Origin of the sequence: Gordonia polyisoprenivorans NBRC 16320 = JCM 10675 (assembly GCF_000241325.1) — a bacterium.
Classification (GTDB): Bacteria; Actinomycetota; Actinomycetes; order Mycobacteriales; family Mycobacteriaceae; genus Gordonia; species Gordonia polyisoprenivorans.
The window spans coordinates 24057-39740 of record NZ_BAEI01000028.1 but is presented as its reverse complement, the minus strand read 5'-3'; the positions used below and the strand labels follow the sequence as shown (position 1 = coordinate 39740).

The following is a 15684-nucleotide window of genomic DNA, read 5'->3' as shown; positions in this document are numbered from 1 at the left end:
ACCACCTACTCCTCCGCCACTCCCCCGGTGGTCGAGGTGTGACGAGCCCCCTGGGGCGAGGAGCCTCGAGACCCCCGCAGATGACGCTGGAACCCGAAACCAGCACCGGTGCAAGGGGTCTCGAGGCTCGGCGCCTGGGGCGCCGAGCACCTCGACCATCGATCAAAATGGCACCGGGGGCGCACCACGGTGTGATGCGCCCCCGGTGTCGTGCACAGCGATCAGGTGCCGACGGGCTGAGCGGTCTCGGAGAGCCCGTTCTCCACGCTCTGGGTGGCCAGTGCCGGCGACATACCCGAGAGGCCACCGTGACCGACGCCGGCCGCGGGGATCTCGTAGGCGGTCTCGGCGTGGATCGAGGAGTCGAGTCCCTGGGTCTCGGTCTCGGCGTCGACGCGCAGGCCGATCGTCTTGTCGAGGGCCTTGGCGATCAGCCAGGTCATCACGAAGGAGAAGGTGCAGGTGATGACGACGCCGGCGAGTTCGCGCCACAGGATGTCGATCGGTCCACCGAACAGGAGACCGGTGACACCGGCCGGGGCACTGCCCGCGGCGAACAGCACGATGCACAGGGTGCCGACGATGCCGCCGATACCGTGGACGATGAACGCGTCGAGACTGTCATCGACCTTGAAGTTGGGCTTGAAGCTCAGGAAGAACGCGACGACACCCGCGGCGAGGATGCCGACCATCAGTGCGCCGATCGGCGTCACGGTGTTGGCCGACGGGGTGATGCCGACGAGCCCGGCGATCGCGCCGGTGATCGAACCCAGAGCGGTGACATGACCTTCCCGCCACTTCTCGATCGCCCAGAAGCCGAGCATGCCGGCACCGCCGGCGAGCAAGGTGTTGAGGACGACGAACTGCGTGACGAAATTGGCTCCGCCGGCACAACTTCCGTTGAATCCGAACCAGCCGAACCAGAGGATGCCGCCACCGAGGAGCACGATGGGCACGTTGTGCGGCCGCTCGGCACGGCGACGCCGGGCACCGAGGACCAATGCCAGGGCGAGCGCGGCCACACCGGAGTTCATGTGCACCGCCGTACCACCGGCGAAGTCGTGGATGTGGATCTTGTTGAGCAGGAAGCCTCCTGCGCCCTCGTCGGAGTCGGCGGCGAACACCCAGTGCGCGACCGGGAAGTACACCAGGGTCAGCCAGATCGGAACGAACACCAGCCACGCGCTGAACTTCATCCGACCCGCCGCACCACTGGCCACGATCGCCACGGTGATGGCGGCGAACAGGATGAACCACGCCGCGATGTAGAGCACCTGGATACCGCCGGACTGATCGTCGGTGAGGTGCTCACCGAGCCCGAGGTAGTGCACGGGATTGCCGATGATCCCCCAACCGTGGATCGACGGCCCGGACACCAGGCCATAACCGTAGAGAACATAGATGACACAGGTGATTCCGAGGGTGGCGAACACCATTGACATCATGTTCAGGACGTTGCGTCCGCCGAGCATGCCCCCGTAGTAGAGACCCAGGCCGGGGATCATGAGTACCAGAAAGGCGAATGCGGCCAGCATCCATGACAGATCCACGTGTGCGGCAACTACTTCCATGACAGTCCTTGGTAGAGAGGGATATGGAGGGTGATGGGGCGGTCAGTGCCCGCGGAGGTAGGCGACGACGTTGTCGCGGTAGTCGAGGAAGCCCTTGTACGCGGCGATGCGTTCGTCGAGGGTTTCGATGACGGTGGCCAACTGCTCGGCCCACGCCGGGATGCGCCGGACCTCGTCGAGCGAGGCCATGAACGTGCGGATATTGAACGTCACCGCACCGGAGGTCGGCAACCGGACGAAATGCTCGAGTTCGATCCGAAGCCGCGCGCGACCGTAGTCGCCGTCGGCGATCATCGTGGGTATGTCGCGACCCCACTCGGGCAGTTGTTCGAGGCTGACGTCGAGCTTGTGCGAATCCGATGCGGACAGCGTCCAGTTGACCCGCCGATAGACCGCGTCGGCGGGTAGCCGACGGAGGAACTGTTCGGCGCGCGCGACGATCCCGTCGCGGATCAAACCCGGTACCGGAGCGTGGATTTCATACATGTCCATGCCGACGTCGAAGGCCACCGACCAGGCGGCTGCGAAGGTGACGATCCCGGCGTCGAAGTAGAGCCGGCCGTCGCGTTCGACGACGAGGAGCAGGTCGTCGGGGACCTCGCGCGCGAGGAACTCCAGCGGATGGCACGGGAGGCTCTCGAGGTCACCGAGAACGAATTCGGCGTCGGTGCCGAGTAACTCGTTGCGCCAGTGGAACCGCCGGTCGGCGCCTTCGGTGAGATGCATCACGGTGGGGTAGGCCAGTGCCAGATCGCGGAGGTAGTACAGCAACAGATCCCAGCAGGCGACGTCCATTCCGGGCATGATCCGCACACGCGACGGATCCTCGTCGAGGATGCGACGTCGTTCGCGCATGTAGTCGAGATATTCGGCACCACCGAGGTCGACGAGGTGGCGTCCCCATTCCCCACCGCGCGTACGCCGCGGGACGCGGGCGGGCTCGACGTTGACGGTGTAGGAGAACTCGGAAGCGTCGTCGGGAAACGGCCACGGGATGTTGGCACAATGGTCAACGGGCTGCGAAAGATACTCGCGGGCAGCGGGAGTCAGTGAGTCGAGACTCGACAGATCAGGGGTCGGCGAATCAGGGCTCGGCGGAGTGGATGTCGATGCGGTCAGGGGCGGGGTGAGGGTCACAGGTCCACCTCGATCTCAGGGCTGTCGGGCAGGGCACGCGATACACAGCACATCATCGCGGTGTTCGCGGTCTTGTCCTCGTCGTCGAGGACGAAATCACGGTGCAGCACGGCACCTGCCCGCACCGGGATGCGGCATTCGCCGCACACTCCTTGCCGGCACAGGTTGGGCACCGCGACGCCGTGATCGAGAAGGCGCTCGAGCAGTGAGACCCCGGAGGGGACGTCGAGGCGCTCGCCGGTGGAGGCGAGCCGAACCGAGAACGGGTCCCCCGGGTCTTGTTCGGGTGCGGCGAAGCGCTCGAGATGGACGCGCGCCGCCGGCCACCCGGCGTCGGCGGCCAATTGGGTGTAGGTGTCGAGGAGCGCAGCAGGCCCGCACGCATACGCATGGGTACCGAACGGTTGCACCGCCATTCGCGATCGGATGGCGGAAATGGTTTCCTCCATCCCGCAGGCCTCCAGGACGGTGATGCCGTCGTGGGACGCCATCGCACGCAGGTCATCGAGGTGCGCGCCATGCCCGGGCCGATAGGAGTAGATGACCTCGGCGGTCACCCGAGAATCGCGCGCCAGCGCCCGGAGGTGGGAGAGGATGGGGGTGATCCCGATGCCGCCGGCGATCAACAGCGCGTGCCGCTGGTCGAGGATGGGCGCGAACATCGAACGGGGACCCTCGATCTCGACCGTCGACCCCTCGGTGACTGTGTCGTGCAACCAATCCGATCCGCCGCCTTCACCGCGTCGCAGGACCGAGATACCGTAACTGGTCGGCCACAGCCCGTCGTCGACGAGGGAATAGGCGTTGCGCACAGTGCTTCCGGGCGCACCGATCGTGACGATGAGGTGGCTGCCCGGCTGATACGGCACCAGCGACGGACCGTCATCGTCGGCCGGAACGAATCGGAAGTGGGTGACCGACTCGGTGAGTGCGCGTTTCTCGACGACGCGCATCAATCGGGGTCCGGTGTGATAACCCGGGTGCAGATGTGTGCCCGCCGCGGATACGTCGGCGTCGTCGACCCCGCTCGAAGCAGCTCGGGTCACCACAGCTCCGGTCATGACAGCTCCCCGGCGTCGGCGGCGGAGGCGAGGAAACTTCCACGCGTGGCCGAATGATGCTCGTGGATCTCGATTCTCATCGAGCATCCCGGGCAGTCCACGGTCTCGCCTGGGCGGGCGAGAATGCGGCTGGTGGTGTGGCAGTGGGCGCAGTAGACCGGCAGATCGTCGGTAGAGGTGACATGGGCGGACAGTTCGTCGGCGATTGCCCCGGCCGCTCGTGCGACGGCGAGTGCGGTCATCACATCGAACTGACCACCGGTGATCATCACCCTGGTTCCGGTGACGGACTCGTCGAGTGCGCGCCGCAGCGTCGCGACATCGTCCGCGTCGGTGAGTGTATCGAGGACCACCAGTCGGGTGGCCCCGGATTCGCTCGCCTTGGCGACCCAGGTGCGCGCGGTCTGTGCGGCCGACGGATCGCCGCCGATCGATACGATGAGGAAGGCGGCGGCCTCGACGTTCACCTCGGGTGGCGTGGCCGGCCACCGCGGCAGCCCGGGGTGCGGCTCGGGACTCGGTGGCGTCGGCGCGGCATCCCGCAACCATTGGGCGGCACGGTCTTTGTACTTGATGATGCCCTTGTAGTCGGCCATGTCCGCGGGCAGTTCGGCGAGCACGTCGGCGGCGCGCCGACGCCAGGGCTCGACGCCGGCGAGTTGTTCCAACGGAAGCATGTATGTGCGGATGAGGAACATCAGCGCACCCGAGTCGGGCAGCCGGATCAGGTGCTGGACCTCGACGCGAAGATGCACCAGGGCGCCGAATTCGGTGTCGTCGACATGCGCGATCGTCTCGCGGTCGGGACCCCATTCGGGGTAGATCTCGGTGGAGACGTCGAGTCGGCGGCCGATGGTCAGCGTCCAGTTGGTGCGGCGGTAGGGCTGATGTGGCTGAAGGCGTTTGAGGAATTCGTGGGCGCGGGTGATGACGCCCATCTTCTTCACGCGCGGGACCGGCCCGTGGATCTCCAGGAAGCTCATGCCGACGTCGAATCCGAAGCTCCAGTCGGCGGCGAAGGTGATGACTCCGGCGTCGACGAAGAGTTGCTCGTCACGCTGATCAAGCAGGGCCACATCCTCCTGGACCTGAGAGGTGATGTAGCGCAACGGTTCCTCACCCAGCGTGGCCTGGTCGCCGTAGCGGAAGTCGGCCTCGACACCGAGCAGGTCGTTACGCCACTGCCAGGTGTCGGGGCCGGTGGCGGTCAGGTGCATGTGGTCGGGGTAGGCGAGGGCGAGCTCGCGCATCAGTGTGAGCATCGCGTCCCAGGCGGCGGGCACCATGTGCGGCAGGACGGCGTGGCGGGTTGGATCGGACGCGAGAACCGCTGCGCGAGCGTCGAGTTCGTGATGGTACTCGGCGTCGATGTCGACCACGGCGGCACCCCACTGGCCGGCCGCGGTCACGCTGGGTGTGCCCGCAGGCTCGACGTTGGTGCTGTAGCGGTAGCGATCCTCGGGGAAGGGGAACGGGAAGCCGGTGACGAGGTCACCGGCGGCGTCGGGGGCCGGGGCAGGTGGCAGATCGATGGTCACAGTGGTATCTCCAGGGTGCATCCGTCGGCGGCGCGGGAAACGCAGGGCATCACTGCGTCTCCCGCGTTCTTCTCCTCGGCACTGAGGTAGAGGTCTCGGTGGATCGGGGTGCCTGCGGTGACGGGGATGCGGCATTCACCGCACACACCCTGACGGCACCGGTTGGGTACGGCCACGCCGGCCGCTTCGATGGCCTCGAGCATGCTGGTGCCCGACGGGACGTCGAGTGTGATCTCACTACCGGTCAGGTGCACCTGGAAGGGATCGCCGGCATCGAGGGCGTCGATCCCGAAGCGCTCGAAGTGGATTCGTGACTCCGGCCAGCCTGCGGCCTTCGCGGAGTCGACGACGTGGTCGATGAGCCCGCCGGGTCCGCAGACGTACAGGTGGGTTCCCAGCGGTTGCGTGGTCAGGACCTCGGCCAGCCTGGTCACGAAATCGGCACGGACGGTGTAGAGCTCGGCCCGGCCGTCGGTGAGGGTGGTGACCTCGTCGACGTGCGCGGCGTTCTCCGGCCGGAAGGTGTAGAGCACTTGGGTGTCACGGTGCCAGCGGCGGGCCGCCCGCAGGTGCGAGAGGATCGGCGTGACACCGATACCACCGGCGATCAGCAGGTGTTTGGTGGCGCGAGCGATCGGCGGAAAGGCGCTGCGCGGCAACCACACCCGGATCTCATCGCCCACCTGTAGTCGGCTGTGCATCCAGCGTGAGCCGCCCGCGCCGTCGGCGACGCGCAGAACCGAGATCGAATACTCGGTGGGCGCGGTGCCGTCGGACACAAGACTGTAGGCGTTGGTGTACGGGCCGGCCTGCACCACCAGGTGGCTGCCCGGGACGAAGCCGGGTAGCGGCACGCCGTCGGCGCAGCCGGATCCTCGTGCACCGTCGGCGAAGGTGAAGGTGCGGATGTCGCGGCCGCTCTTCACGATCGAGGTGACGCGCAACGTCATCGTGCCGTCCTCGGGGACAGAACGGGCGGGCCGACTGGTCGTGAGGGTCATGCGGTGTCCTCTCGATTCGGGGTCTCGGCGTCGGCCATGAACCCGAGGAACGCGCCGCGCCTGCGGGAGACGTGGTAGTACACGAGAAGTCCACGGCCGCAACCGGTGCAGTCGACGATGTCGTCGATATCGGCAAGCGCCGAGGTGACCGTCCGACAATGCGAACAGAACACGTCGATCGGGCCGGCACCGACGGGTTCGACCACGAGTTCGTCGTCCTCGAGCCCGGCGGTGACCGCCGCCGCTCGCACCGTCAGACAGGCACCGACCGGTCCGGCCACGTACACGCGCACGCCGACCGTCGCCGAGGCCAGCGCATCCCGCAGCGCGTCGGTGGCCTCGGCGGGCGTCTCGACGCAGATGAGTGTGCTCGGCCTGCCCGACGGCAGGGTGGCGACCCGCTCGGTGGCCCACGCGTGCGCGGCCTCACCGATTCCGATGACGAGGTACGACGCGCCGTCGGGCGTGCGGTCGGCGCTCGGCGGGGTGACCTCGCCGAGCCCGGCGGGGCGTGCCCACGCCGGGATGCTGCTGAACGGGATCTGGGCGGCGGTCTCCGCCGAGATCTCAGAGGTGGTCATGGCAGAACTGGTCCGTTCCGGAGGGTCGGGCGGTTCAGAGCAGGGTGGAGTCGCGATGCCCGGCGTAGAACGCGAGCGCGTAGCTCGGGGTGCTGAAGTAGATCTTGGAGCCCTTCGGGAAGAAGATCGCGTCCTTGGCCTTGGCCACCGTCTTCTGTCCGGTCTCCTTGTTCTCCAGCAGGAACTCGCCCTCGAGGACGACCTTCATCTCGTCATAGGCATATTCGTAGTACAGCGGCGCGTCGGTGTGACGGAGCTCGAAGTAGCCCGAGCACATCTCGCTGCCGTCAGGGTTTTCATAGACGTCACCGATGAAGCCTTCGGTTCCGGGATACTCGGACTCGGGCATCTTCGGCAGGTTCTCCCACGCTCCGCTGGTGACCCGGAACTCGAGTGCGCTGTTGGTTTCGACGGTCATATCTACTCCTTCTGGTCGGTCGGTTCTCCAGGGACCTGGATCACCGTAGGAAACTTGTTGCCTGTGATTAGACTCTGGGACTGTTTCGAGAGTGTGACGACTGTGTTGAATGACAGGCAACATGTCCAGCGGTGGGAAATTCGTGACGTCTTGAGGCACTGCGCCGGCGTCGGAGAACGCTCGGGGTGTCGCGACTCGCCCGATTCCCCGACCCAGCCTTTTCCCAGATTTGTCGCCTAGCCTCGGGCACATGAGTGTCCTGGCAACGACGCCGCCCGGCGACGTGACGCCGCGCCGCGAGGTTCGTCGGCCGACGGGCCTCGGCGCGGCGGTGGTCACCACGATCCTCGCGCTGCTGCTTGCGGCGGCGGTCTACGGCATTGCGGTCCGCACATCATGGGGCCAGCTCGTCGACCAGTACGTCCTCGATGCGGCGCGGCGCGCTTCGGCTGTCGCCCATGTGCCGCACATCCTCACCGTGCAGGCGGTCACCGATCCGCGAATCTGGGTGATCGCGGCGATGCTTGCCGTCGGCGGGTCGGTGATCCCGGCGGTGACCGGACGTACACCAGTGGGCATCGCGCTCGTCAAAACCGCCGCGCTGCTGGTTTTTCCGGTGATCATCGTGGTGCTCACCCGTTACCTGCGCGATGGTGTGCTGGTCCGGCCGCGGTTGCATTCCTGGATCGCCGAGACCTCCAACTCGGCGCCGTCGGGTCATGCCGCCGCGGTCACCTCGTGCGTGGTGGTGTTGATCGCGGCGTCACCGAAGTGGCTGCGGCCGTTCGTCGTCGCCGTCGGTGCGACGTGGGCGTCGGTCATCGAGTTCGGTCTGGTCGCCGACGGCTGGCATCGGCCCAGCGATGTGGTGATCTCTGTGCTCATCGTCATCGGTCTCGGCGCGCTGCTGCCCGATCCGTGGGCGGACTCACCGACCCCCCGGGGTTCGTTCTTGATGCGCAGCCTGGCATTTCTCATCACCGTCATCGCCACACCGCTGATCGTCGGCACGTCTTACGGCGACCCGCGACAGATCGCGACGGCGGTCGGTATCGCGACGGTCATGGGTATCGCGCTGGGTGGATATCGTCCGTGCGCGTATCGCTCACGGCTGGGCTGACCGCGGCTCGATTGTCTCCGTCCGGGCAGACCCTTCACCCCAAAGATGCCATTGACTAATGTCACGGTTGATGCTGTCATGGACTCATGACCGTGGCTCCCCTCACATCCACCGTCGATTCGGGTCCCGACGAGGTCTCGGCCCGTCTCCTCGAATCCGCGGCGCGCCTGTCCCGCAACGCCATGACCGAGATCGATTGGGACGCCCCGATGGATCCGACGAAGTACGGTTGCAGTCCCGAATGGTCAACGCTCTACGGAACTCCGTACTGGGAGGAGATGACCGAGGAGCAGCGGATCAAGCTCACTCGGCACGAGTTCGCGTCGATCATGTGCATCGGGATCTGGTTCGAGATGATGCTGCAGGGCGTGGTCATCCGTGATCAGTACCTCGCCGACTATCACCGACCAGAATTCCAGTTCGCGCTCACCGAGATCGCCGACGAGTGCCGCCACTCGATAATGTTCGCCAAGGCCAGCGAGAAGATGGTCGGCACGTCTTATAAACCGCATCCGCGGCTCGGACGCTTCGGCAAATTCTTCATGGCCACGGTCAAGGACGAGGTGGCGTACGCGGGCATCCTCGTCGCCGAGGAGATCCTCGACGTGTTCCAGCGCGGGTGCATGCGTGATGAGCGGGTGCTGCCGTTCATCCGGACGGTCAACGAGATCCACGTCCTCGAGGAATCGCGGCACATGAAGTTCGCCCGCGAGGAGGTGCGGAAGTCGGTGCGCGACATCGGCTTCATCAAGCGACAGTGGAGCGCCTTCTACCTCGCCACCGCCGCCTCGTACATCTTCACCAGCCTCGTGCGCCCGCAGGCCTACATCGACGCCGGCCTCGACCACCACCGGGCCATCGGCGAGATGCGGCGCAACCATCACTTCCAGTCGATGGTGCGCACCGGGTGCGCGCACCTCATGGAGTTCCTCGACGACGTGGGGCTGCTCACCCCCGCCGCCGCCCGCGTGTACCGCAAGGTGCATATGCTCTGAGTGGTGATGGGGTTGGGATCGTTTGTGGCTCAGGGGGTCTCGAGGCTCCTCGCCCCAGGGGGCTCGTCGCACCTCGACCATCGGTCGAAGAAGACCCAGCGGGGCAAACCAGACCAACGATCAAAGTACACCCGCGGGGGCGGGCGCGACCAACGGTTGAAGAAGGCACTCAGCGGGAGCGAACCCGACCACCGATCGGTGCGGATCCGGAACAGCGGGAGATACGAATACAACTTCCACCGATCCGGGGCGACACGCCGTGAAATCACGGGTGCCGGCTCGCTCACGTGGAAGCTGTATTCGTATTCCGCGGAAACGACGGCTACGCGGGCTGGACGGGCGCCTTCTTCAGTTCGCGTAATGCCGTGCGCAGACCTCGGCGCTTGCCGGTGTCGGGATCGACGCCGAAGTGGTTCGACATACCGCCACGAATGGCGAACCGCAGTTCCGACGCGGTCTCCGGCGCATCGTCGGAGGTCGCCTTCAAGAGCGCGTTCGGCAGGGCCAGCTTGAGGATCGTGCGGAACGACTGCGCGTACTGATTCAGGAGGCTGCCGGTGGTGTAGGGCAGGTCGTACTTGTCGCAGAGTTCGCGGACGCGGACGCCGATCTCCTCGTACCTGTTGCTGGGCAGGTCCGGGAACAGGTGGTGCTCGATCTGGTGACTGAGATTGCCGCTCATGAAACGCATGATCGGTCCGGCCCGGAAGTTGGCCGATCCCAGCATCTGTCGCAGATACCAGCGCGGCTGATCTTCTTCCTCGTACTCGGCGACGGTGAACTTCTCCGCGCCGTCGGGGAAGTGACCGCAGAAGATCACCATGTACGACCAATAGTTCCGGATGAAGTTGGCGGTCAGGTTCGCGGTGATCGTGGTGCGCCAGTTGGGACCAGAGAGCGCCGGGAAGATCAGGTAGTCCTTGGCGGCCTGCTTGCCGACCTTGCGGCCGATGATCTGCAGATCCTTGGCCGCCTGACGGTAGGTCTTCTCCTTCTTGCGGAGCTTCTCGGTCTCGAGATGGTGCAGCGCCACACCGTATTCGAAGAACGTGCCGAGTGTCAGGTTGTAGATCGGGTTACCGACGTTCCACCACTCCCACGGCTGGTCACGGGTGACGCGCAGGATTCCGTAGCCCACGTCGTCGTCCATTCCGACGATGTTGGTGTATTTGTGGTGCACGAAGTTGTGTGAGTGTTTCCACTGCACGCTCGGGCACGTGGTGTCCCACTCCCATGACGACGAATGGACCTCGGGATCGTTCATCCAATCCCATTGGCCGTGCATCACGTTGTGGCCGAGCTCCATGTTCTCGATGATCTTGGCCGCGCCGAGCAGTCCGGCGCCGAGTAGCCATGCGGGTTTGCGGTTGCTGAACAGCAACACGACCCGCCCACCGGCGGCCAGTGCGCGCTGAAAGGTGATGGTGCGCTTGATGTATCGTGCGTCGGCCGCTCCGCGCGATTCTTCGATGTCGCGCCGGATGGCGTCGAGTTCGGCGCCGAGCGCCTCGACGTCGGCCTCGGTCAGATGGGCATAGGTGTCGATGTCGGTGATCGCCATGAGCATCGTCCTCCCGATGATCGGACTGGTGTGCGGCGATGTGCCGCGTGGGGGGGATGCGGCCGCGGGCTGGACCGCGATCCCGATTTTTCTACAGGTCGAGCGTGCATTCCCCGGATACGGCGCTGATACACGTCTGGATACGTTCGCCCTCGCGACGTTCCTCTCCGGTGCGCAGGTCACGTGCATATCCCTGGGCCAGTGGGACCACACAGGTCTGGCAGATGCCCATCCGGCAGCCGAACGGCATCTGGATTCCCAGGTTCTCACCGGCCTCGAGAAGTGTGGTGGCACCATCGAGTTCGGCGGTCTTCTGGGATCTGGCGAAGGTGACGGTACCGCCCTCGCCACCGAAATCGGTCCGCGCGATGGCGAAACGTTCGATGTGCAGTTGATCGCGGAGGTCCGCCGCCGAGTACGCCGACTCGATGTCGTCGAGGAAGGCGACCGGCCCGCATGCCCAGCAGGACCGTTCCCGCCAATCGGGGACCTTCGCGTCGATCTCGTCGATGGAGAACTTACCGTCGGACCTGGTCAGTTGCAGCGCAAGCGAATACGTCGGCACCTGCTCGTCGAGGGACTCGAGTTCGTCCAGGAAGATGACCTCGTCGCGGGTGGGCGCAGAGTGAACGTGGACGGTGTCGGGGATCTCGCCGCGTGCACTCATCGAGCGCAACATGCCCATGACCGGGGTGATCCCGCTGCCCGCGGTGAGGAACAGGATCGACTCGGGCAGCGGCTCGGGTAGATGGAAGTCGCCCTTGGGCGCGGCAAGGCGGATCACCGTGCCCGGGGCGACACCGTCGACGAGGTGCGTCGACAGGAAGCCGTCGGGATTGGCCTTGACGGTGATGGAGATGGTGTCGCCGGTGTTCTCCCCGAACGACGTCAGCGAGTACGAGCGCCAGTGCCAGCGTCCGTCGACCTGCAGACCGATGCCGACGTACTGGCCGGCTTTGTAGTCCGAGGGGAATCCCCAGCCCGTCTTGATGACGACCGTCGCCGAGACGTCGGTCTCCTTACGGACCTCGACGATGCGTCCGCGCAACTCGCGCGCCGACCACAGCGGATTGATCAGGTGCAGGTAGTCGTCGGGCAGTAGCGGTGTGGTGGCCCGTGCGACGAGTCCGCGCACGACGTTGGCCTGCGGGTTCTTTGCGTTGACCCCCGCGGCTGGGCGTTTGCTCCAGCGAAGAAGATTCATCGGCCTCCCTCCGGCAATGTGTGTGCACGACTGTACACCCAATTGGTGGTGCGCATCACAGACTCCGTGCGGTCCGCATCACGGATGGATGTGGACGTCCAGCAGATGTGCACCCCAGCCGGGCAGCATGACGAAGACGTACTCGTCGGGGTCGGCAGGCCGGTGATGGTCGATGCCGGTGAGCAGGTCGGTGAGGGTGGCGGTGGACCCGGTCAGCGCAGGCCATGGAGTCTGTACACGACCGGCGGCCGCGGCGTCGTCGAGGTTGACCACGATCAGGTGGCGGCCCCCGCCGTCCGATGCGTCACACGCATCGGTCCACGCCCAGGCAACCAATCCCCCGGTGGGCCGATCCGGCCAGCCGTGAATGTGCAGCGGATCGAAATCCCCTGTGCGCATCGGGCTTTCATTGAGGGCGCGCAGAAGGGTGCGGTAGAAGTCGCGGAGGTCGGGGTCCACCGGTTCAACGGGCTCGCGCCGCAACTGCACCGGCAGCCGGGTGGTCCGGCCGTCGGCCTGGCCGTCGTGAACGAGGCGGGCGCCCGGCTGGGTGAGTGCCGTCAGCGCCGCCGTCCGATGGCGGTGGCCGAATACCGATTGCGCGCGCGGCTCGTCGTGATTCTCGAGGAAGCGCACCTTGCCGGCGGGGTCCGGGTCGTGGTGGATGAGGCGGGCGACCTCGTGCGGATGGTGCTCGAGGGCATCGGTGAATGCCTTGTCGTAGCAGTGGTCGAAGCCCTGGGATCGTAGCAACTGTTCTGTGCCCCAATAGGACTCGGCGACGAACAGGAAGCCGGGGTGCTGCTCGCGGACAGCGGGGATGACCCGCGTCCAGTAGTCCTGCGCCGGTGCCGGACCGACCCGGTCGCCCCAGGTCCGGGTGAAGATGTCGGTCGTCATGAGCATCGCCATGTCGCAGCGCACCCCGTCGCAGCGCTCGGCGATCCCGCGCAGTTCGTCGATCGCGGCGTCCACGGTCTCCGGGTGGAAGGCGTTGAGCTGCAGAACGTCTCGCCACGGCGGGAAGTGGGGGTCGCGGCCGTTGGCCAGAACCCGCCCGCCGACCCCGACGAACTCGGCCGGGCGTGCGTCGAGGTCCTCGGTGGTTCCGGCGACGAAGCGTTCGGGGTGCGTGGTGACCCACGGGTGGTCCGTCGCGAGATGGTTGGGGACGTAGTCGAGGATCAGTCCGATCCCGCGGGCGGCGAGGGCGGCGCGGGCGGTGGCCAGCCCGTCGCACCCGCCCAGGTGCTCGTCGACGACATAGTCGCGGATGCAGTAGGGCGAGCCGACGACGTCGTCGGAGGTGTAGTCGGGCAAGGCGGCGCGGAAGGTGTCGACGAGGGGACCGTCGGCCAACGCGATCTGCACTCCTGCCGGACTGCGCTGCCACACGCCCATGAGCCAGACGGCGTCGACGGGTCCGACGGCGATGCTGTCCCATACGTCCTCGGGCACCGTGGCGAGGGTGACCGGGTGGCCAAGACGCCGACCGATCCGCTCCAACCACGGCCAGGTGTTGATCTCGTAGATGACCGGGTGGGGCTGCACAGCGTTACTGTGCCAGATTTCTCGCCGTCAGCCACCTCGGCGGTCGGGTTCGGCGACCCCGGATATCGCGGTCCTTACCCTGAGGGGGTGGTCGACCTGAGGTGGCAGTACTGGCAGTTGCTCGATCCGGCGGACGAGAGTCTGTGTTGGCTCGCGATCACCCGGCCCAAGGCGCATGCGCGGATCGACCGGACCAAGATGTGGACCCTGCTCGCCGACAAGGCGGTGCTGGTGGCCAATTGGTTCGCTGCGGAGGATCATCAGCGCCCCGAGGCGCAGCGCCGGTGGATCCACGACAGCATCACCGGATGGGACTTCTGCGAGGCGGCCGTCGAGGTGGGCCTCCCGACGGCCGACGAGTTGACGCGGATCGCTCGGCCGGAGGCGATGCTGACCGTCGATCAGATCGATCGCATCCCGCTGGTCGGTGTCGTCGGCAAGCGGGAGGCGGAGCGGATCTGGGTGGCGCGCCGGGGCTAACCCCAATACCGTTCAGTTAAGGGCTGCCGCTGTGTAGGTCGGCGGTTGTGTCGGTTGTGGCCAGGAGGCGTGATGAGCCCGTTTGACGTGCCATTTCACGTATTTGCGTTTAACGACGCGCGGGTTGGCTCTGCGGCGGCGAGTGGGGTTGAGTCGATGGGTCAGCCTGCGCAGGAAGGTGTGCCAGCTGCGGTGGTAGACGTCAGGGTCGTGAGGGGGGAAAGTCGCCCTGGTGGGCGACGGATTGTCGGGTAATCCTGAGTGCGGCAACGAAACTGACTTGGTCGGGGTCGCGGCCGGCGTGGCTGGCGGCTTCGACCATCAACGATCGGATCGCGTAGTGACAACACAGGTGTCCCCAGATCTCCTGCAGCACCAGATCGGGGGATTTCGACCGCAGCACGGTGCGCGGTCCGCGCTGGTGGGTCTTGAGTTCATCGAACGCGATTTCGATCTCCCACCGCTCGGTATAGGCGGCGGCCAGTTCGACCGCACTGACCTCGTCCGGATCCAGGATCGTGGTCAGCAGCCGATACTGTTCGGCGTTCTCGCGTCCGTCATCGATGGTGTAGTCGATCACCCGCACCAGCATCGGCTCAGCACGCCGTGCCGCGGCCGAATGGATCTGCTGCAACTCGGCCAGCCATGACCCGTCCGGCAGGTCCTTGACGTGGCGGGGTTTCGGTCCACCCTTGTCGGTACGTACCCGCCACAGCAGATCCGCGCCAGTGGCTATAGCCTTGCGCCACAACGCATACGAGAACACTCCGCGATCAGCGGTGACCAGCATCCCCGACTGCAGACGCGGCAACAGCTCCTCGACCAACACCGCCTCGGACTGCGCGTAGGTGCCCACCGCGGCGCCAAAGATGGCATGCGTGCCGCACTCGGCGAGCGCCACCACCCGCGCCAACGGGAACGCCGCCCGCTCACCCTTGCTCACCCCCGCCCGCCCGAAATGCTCGTCGTTGGCCGCCGTGTCCGCGACATCAAGGCACGTGCCATCTACCGCGACCAACCGCCGCCCCGCCAACCACACCCCCGGGGTGGTCTCGGTCCCCAACGGCACGGCGACCCGCTCGAACAATGCCGCCACCGGCGCCGACCCCAGCCGTGCCCGCGCCTGAAAAATCGCCGACTTACTCGGCGGACGATACGATTCCTGCCACCCCGACGCCCACGACAAACCATCGGTGAGCTGGGACAACACGTCCTCATACGATCCCTCGGCATACAACGCCATCCCGATCGAGAAATACGCCATCATCCGCGCCGGCAACGAGCGATGACGCACCTCGGTCCGACCCACCTCGGCGATCACCTCGTCAACAAGATCCGGCGGAAAAGTCCGCGTCAACACACCCACCGACACCAAATCCGACAACCGGCGATCCGACTCAGGCTTCACCCACCCAGCACGAGGCATACCCTACAAACTACACGCATGTAACCTTAACTGAACGGTA

14 protein-coding genes are annotated in these 15684 nt (G+C 66.0%); 3 read left to right on the top strand and 11 right to left on the bottom strand.

All coding sequences use genetic code 11. From position 1 onward, the window contains the following. Positions 1-221 precede the first annotated feature (221 nt). From GOPIP_RS06985 to GOPIP_RS06955, 7 genes are all read right to left on the bottom strand, one after another. Positions 222-1571, bottom strand: a complete 1350-nt coding sequence (locus GOPIP_RS06985) for an ammonium transporter (protein ID WP_006368884.1) — start codon at positions 1569-1571, stop codon at positions 222-224. Between the two features lie 42 nt (positions 1572-1613). After that, positions 1614-2639 carry a heme-dependent oxidative N-demethylase family protein gene (locus tag GOPIP_RS06980; protein ID WP_035727404.1) on the bottom strand — a complete coding sequence of 342 codons (1026 nt, stop codon included), beginning with the start codon at positions 2637-2639 and terminating at the stop codon, positions 1614-1616. A 65-nt stretch (positions 2640-2704) separates the two neighbouring features. Beyond that, a complete protein-coding gene (locus tag GOPIP_RS06975; protein WP_006368882.1) occupies positions 2705-3769 on the bottom strand; it encodes a PDR/VanB family oxidoreductase in 1065 nt (354 codons plus the stop codon). Continuing rightward, positions 3766-5307, bottom strand: coding sequence for a heme-dependent oxidative N-demethylase family protein (locus tag GOPIP_RS06970; RefSeq protein WP_006368881.1), 1542 nt, complete (start codon positions 5305-5307; stop codon positions 3766-3768). The genes GOPIP_RS06975 and GOPIP_RS06970 overlap by 4 nt, the downstream gene beginning before the upstream one ends. Continuing rightward, positions 5304-6308 carry a PDR/VanB family oxidoreductase gene (locus GOPIP_RS06965; protein WP_006368880.1) on the bottom strand — a complete coding sequence of 335 codons (1005 nt, stop codon included), beginning with the start codon at positions 6306-6308 and terminating at the stop codon, positions 5304-5306. Before GOPIP_RS06965 ends, GOPIP_RS06970 begins: the two co-directional genes overlap by 4 nt. After that, complete coding sequence (locus GOPIP_RS06960) at positions 6305-6889, bottom strand: dimethylamine monooxygenase subunit DmmA family protein (RefSeq protein ID WP_006368879.1); 585 nt, start codon at positions 6887-6889, stop codon at positions 6305-6307. The genes GOPIP_RS06965 and GOPIP_RS06960 overlap by 4 nt, the downstream gene beginning before the upstream one ends. Before the next feature lie 34 nt (positions 6890-6923). Beyond that, positions 6924-7307, bottom strand: a complete 384-nt coding sequence (locus GOPIP_RS06955) for a cupin domain-containing protein (protein WP_006368878.1) — start codon at positions 7305-7307, stop codon at positions 6924-6926. A gap of 250 nt (positions 7308-7557) precedes the next feature. Between GOPIP_RS06955 and GOPIP_RS06950 the strand changes: the two genes are divergently transcribed. Together GOPIP_RS06950 and GOPIP_RS06945 are read left to right on the top strand one after the other, a co-directional pair. Beyond that, complete coding sequence (locus GOPIP_RS06950) at positions 7558-8427, top strand: phosphatase PAP2 family protein (RefSeq protein WP_006368877.1); 870 nt, start codon at positions 7558-7560, stop codon at positions 8425-8427. A gap of 86 nt (positions 8428-8513) precedes the next feature. Continuing rightward, positions 8514-9422, top strand: a complete 909-nt coding sequence (locus GOPIP_RS06945; protein ID WP_006368876.1) for an AurF N-oxygenase family protein — start codon at positions 8514-8516, stop codon at positions 9420-9422. 322 nt (positions 9423-9744) lie between these two features. Here the strand turns inward: GOPIP_RS06945 and GOPIP_RS06940 are convergent, their stop codons facing one another. From GOPIP_RS06940 to GOPIP_RS06930, 3 genes are all read right to left on the bottom strand, one after another. Beyond that, positions 9745-10983, bottom strand: a complete 1239-nt coding sequence (locus GOPIP_RS06940) for a fatty acid desaturase family protein (protein ID WP_026920441.1) — start codon at positions 10981-10983, stop codon at positions 9745-9747. A gap of 91 nt (positions 10984-11074) precedes the next feature. Next, a complete protein-coding gene (locus GOPIP_RS06935; RefSeq protein WP_006368874.1) occupies positions 11075-12187 on the bottom strand; it encodes a ferredoxin reductase in 1113 nt (370 codons plus the stop codon). Positions 12188-12265: 78 nt separating this feature from the next. Beyond that, the gene (locus GOPIP_RS06930; RefSeq protein ID WP_006368873.1) at positions 12266-13738 is read right to left on the bottom strand and encodes an alpha-amylase family protein; all 1473 of its coding nucleotides are present in this window, start codon (positions 13736-13738) and stop codon (positions 12266-12268) included. Positions 13739-13825: 87 nt separating this feature from the next. Between GOPIP_RS06930 and GOPIP_RS06925 the strand changes: the two genes are divergently transcribed. Continuing rightward, positions 13826-14218, top strand: coding sequence for a hypothetical protein (locus GOPIP_RS06925; RefSeq protein ID WP_020172901.1), 393 nt, complete (start codon positions 13826-13828; stop codon positions 14216-14218). A 202-nt stretch (positions 14219-14420) separates the two neighbouring features. Here GOPIP_RS06925 and GOPIP_RS06920 read toward each other — a convergent pair whose 3' ends face one another. After that, positions 14421-15644, bottom strand: coding sequence for an IS4 family transposase (locus GOPIP_RS06920; RefSeq protein WP_035727377.1), 1224 nt, complete (start codon positions 15642-15644; stop codon positions 14421-14423). Positions 15645-15684: the final 40 nt, after the last annotated feature.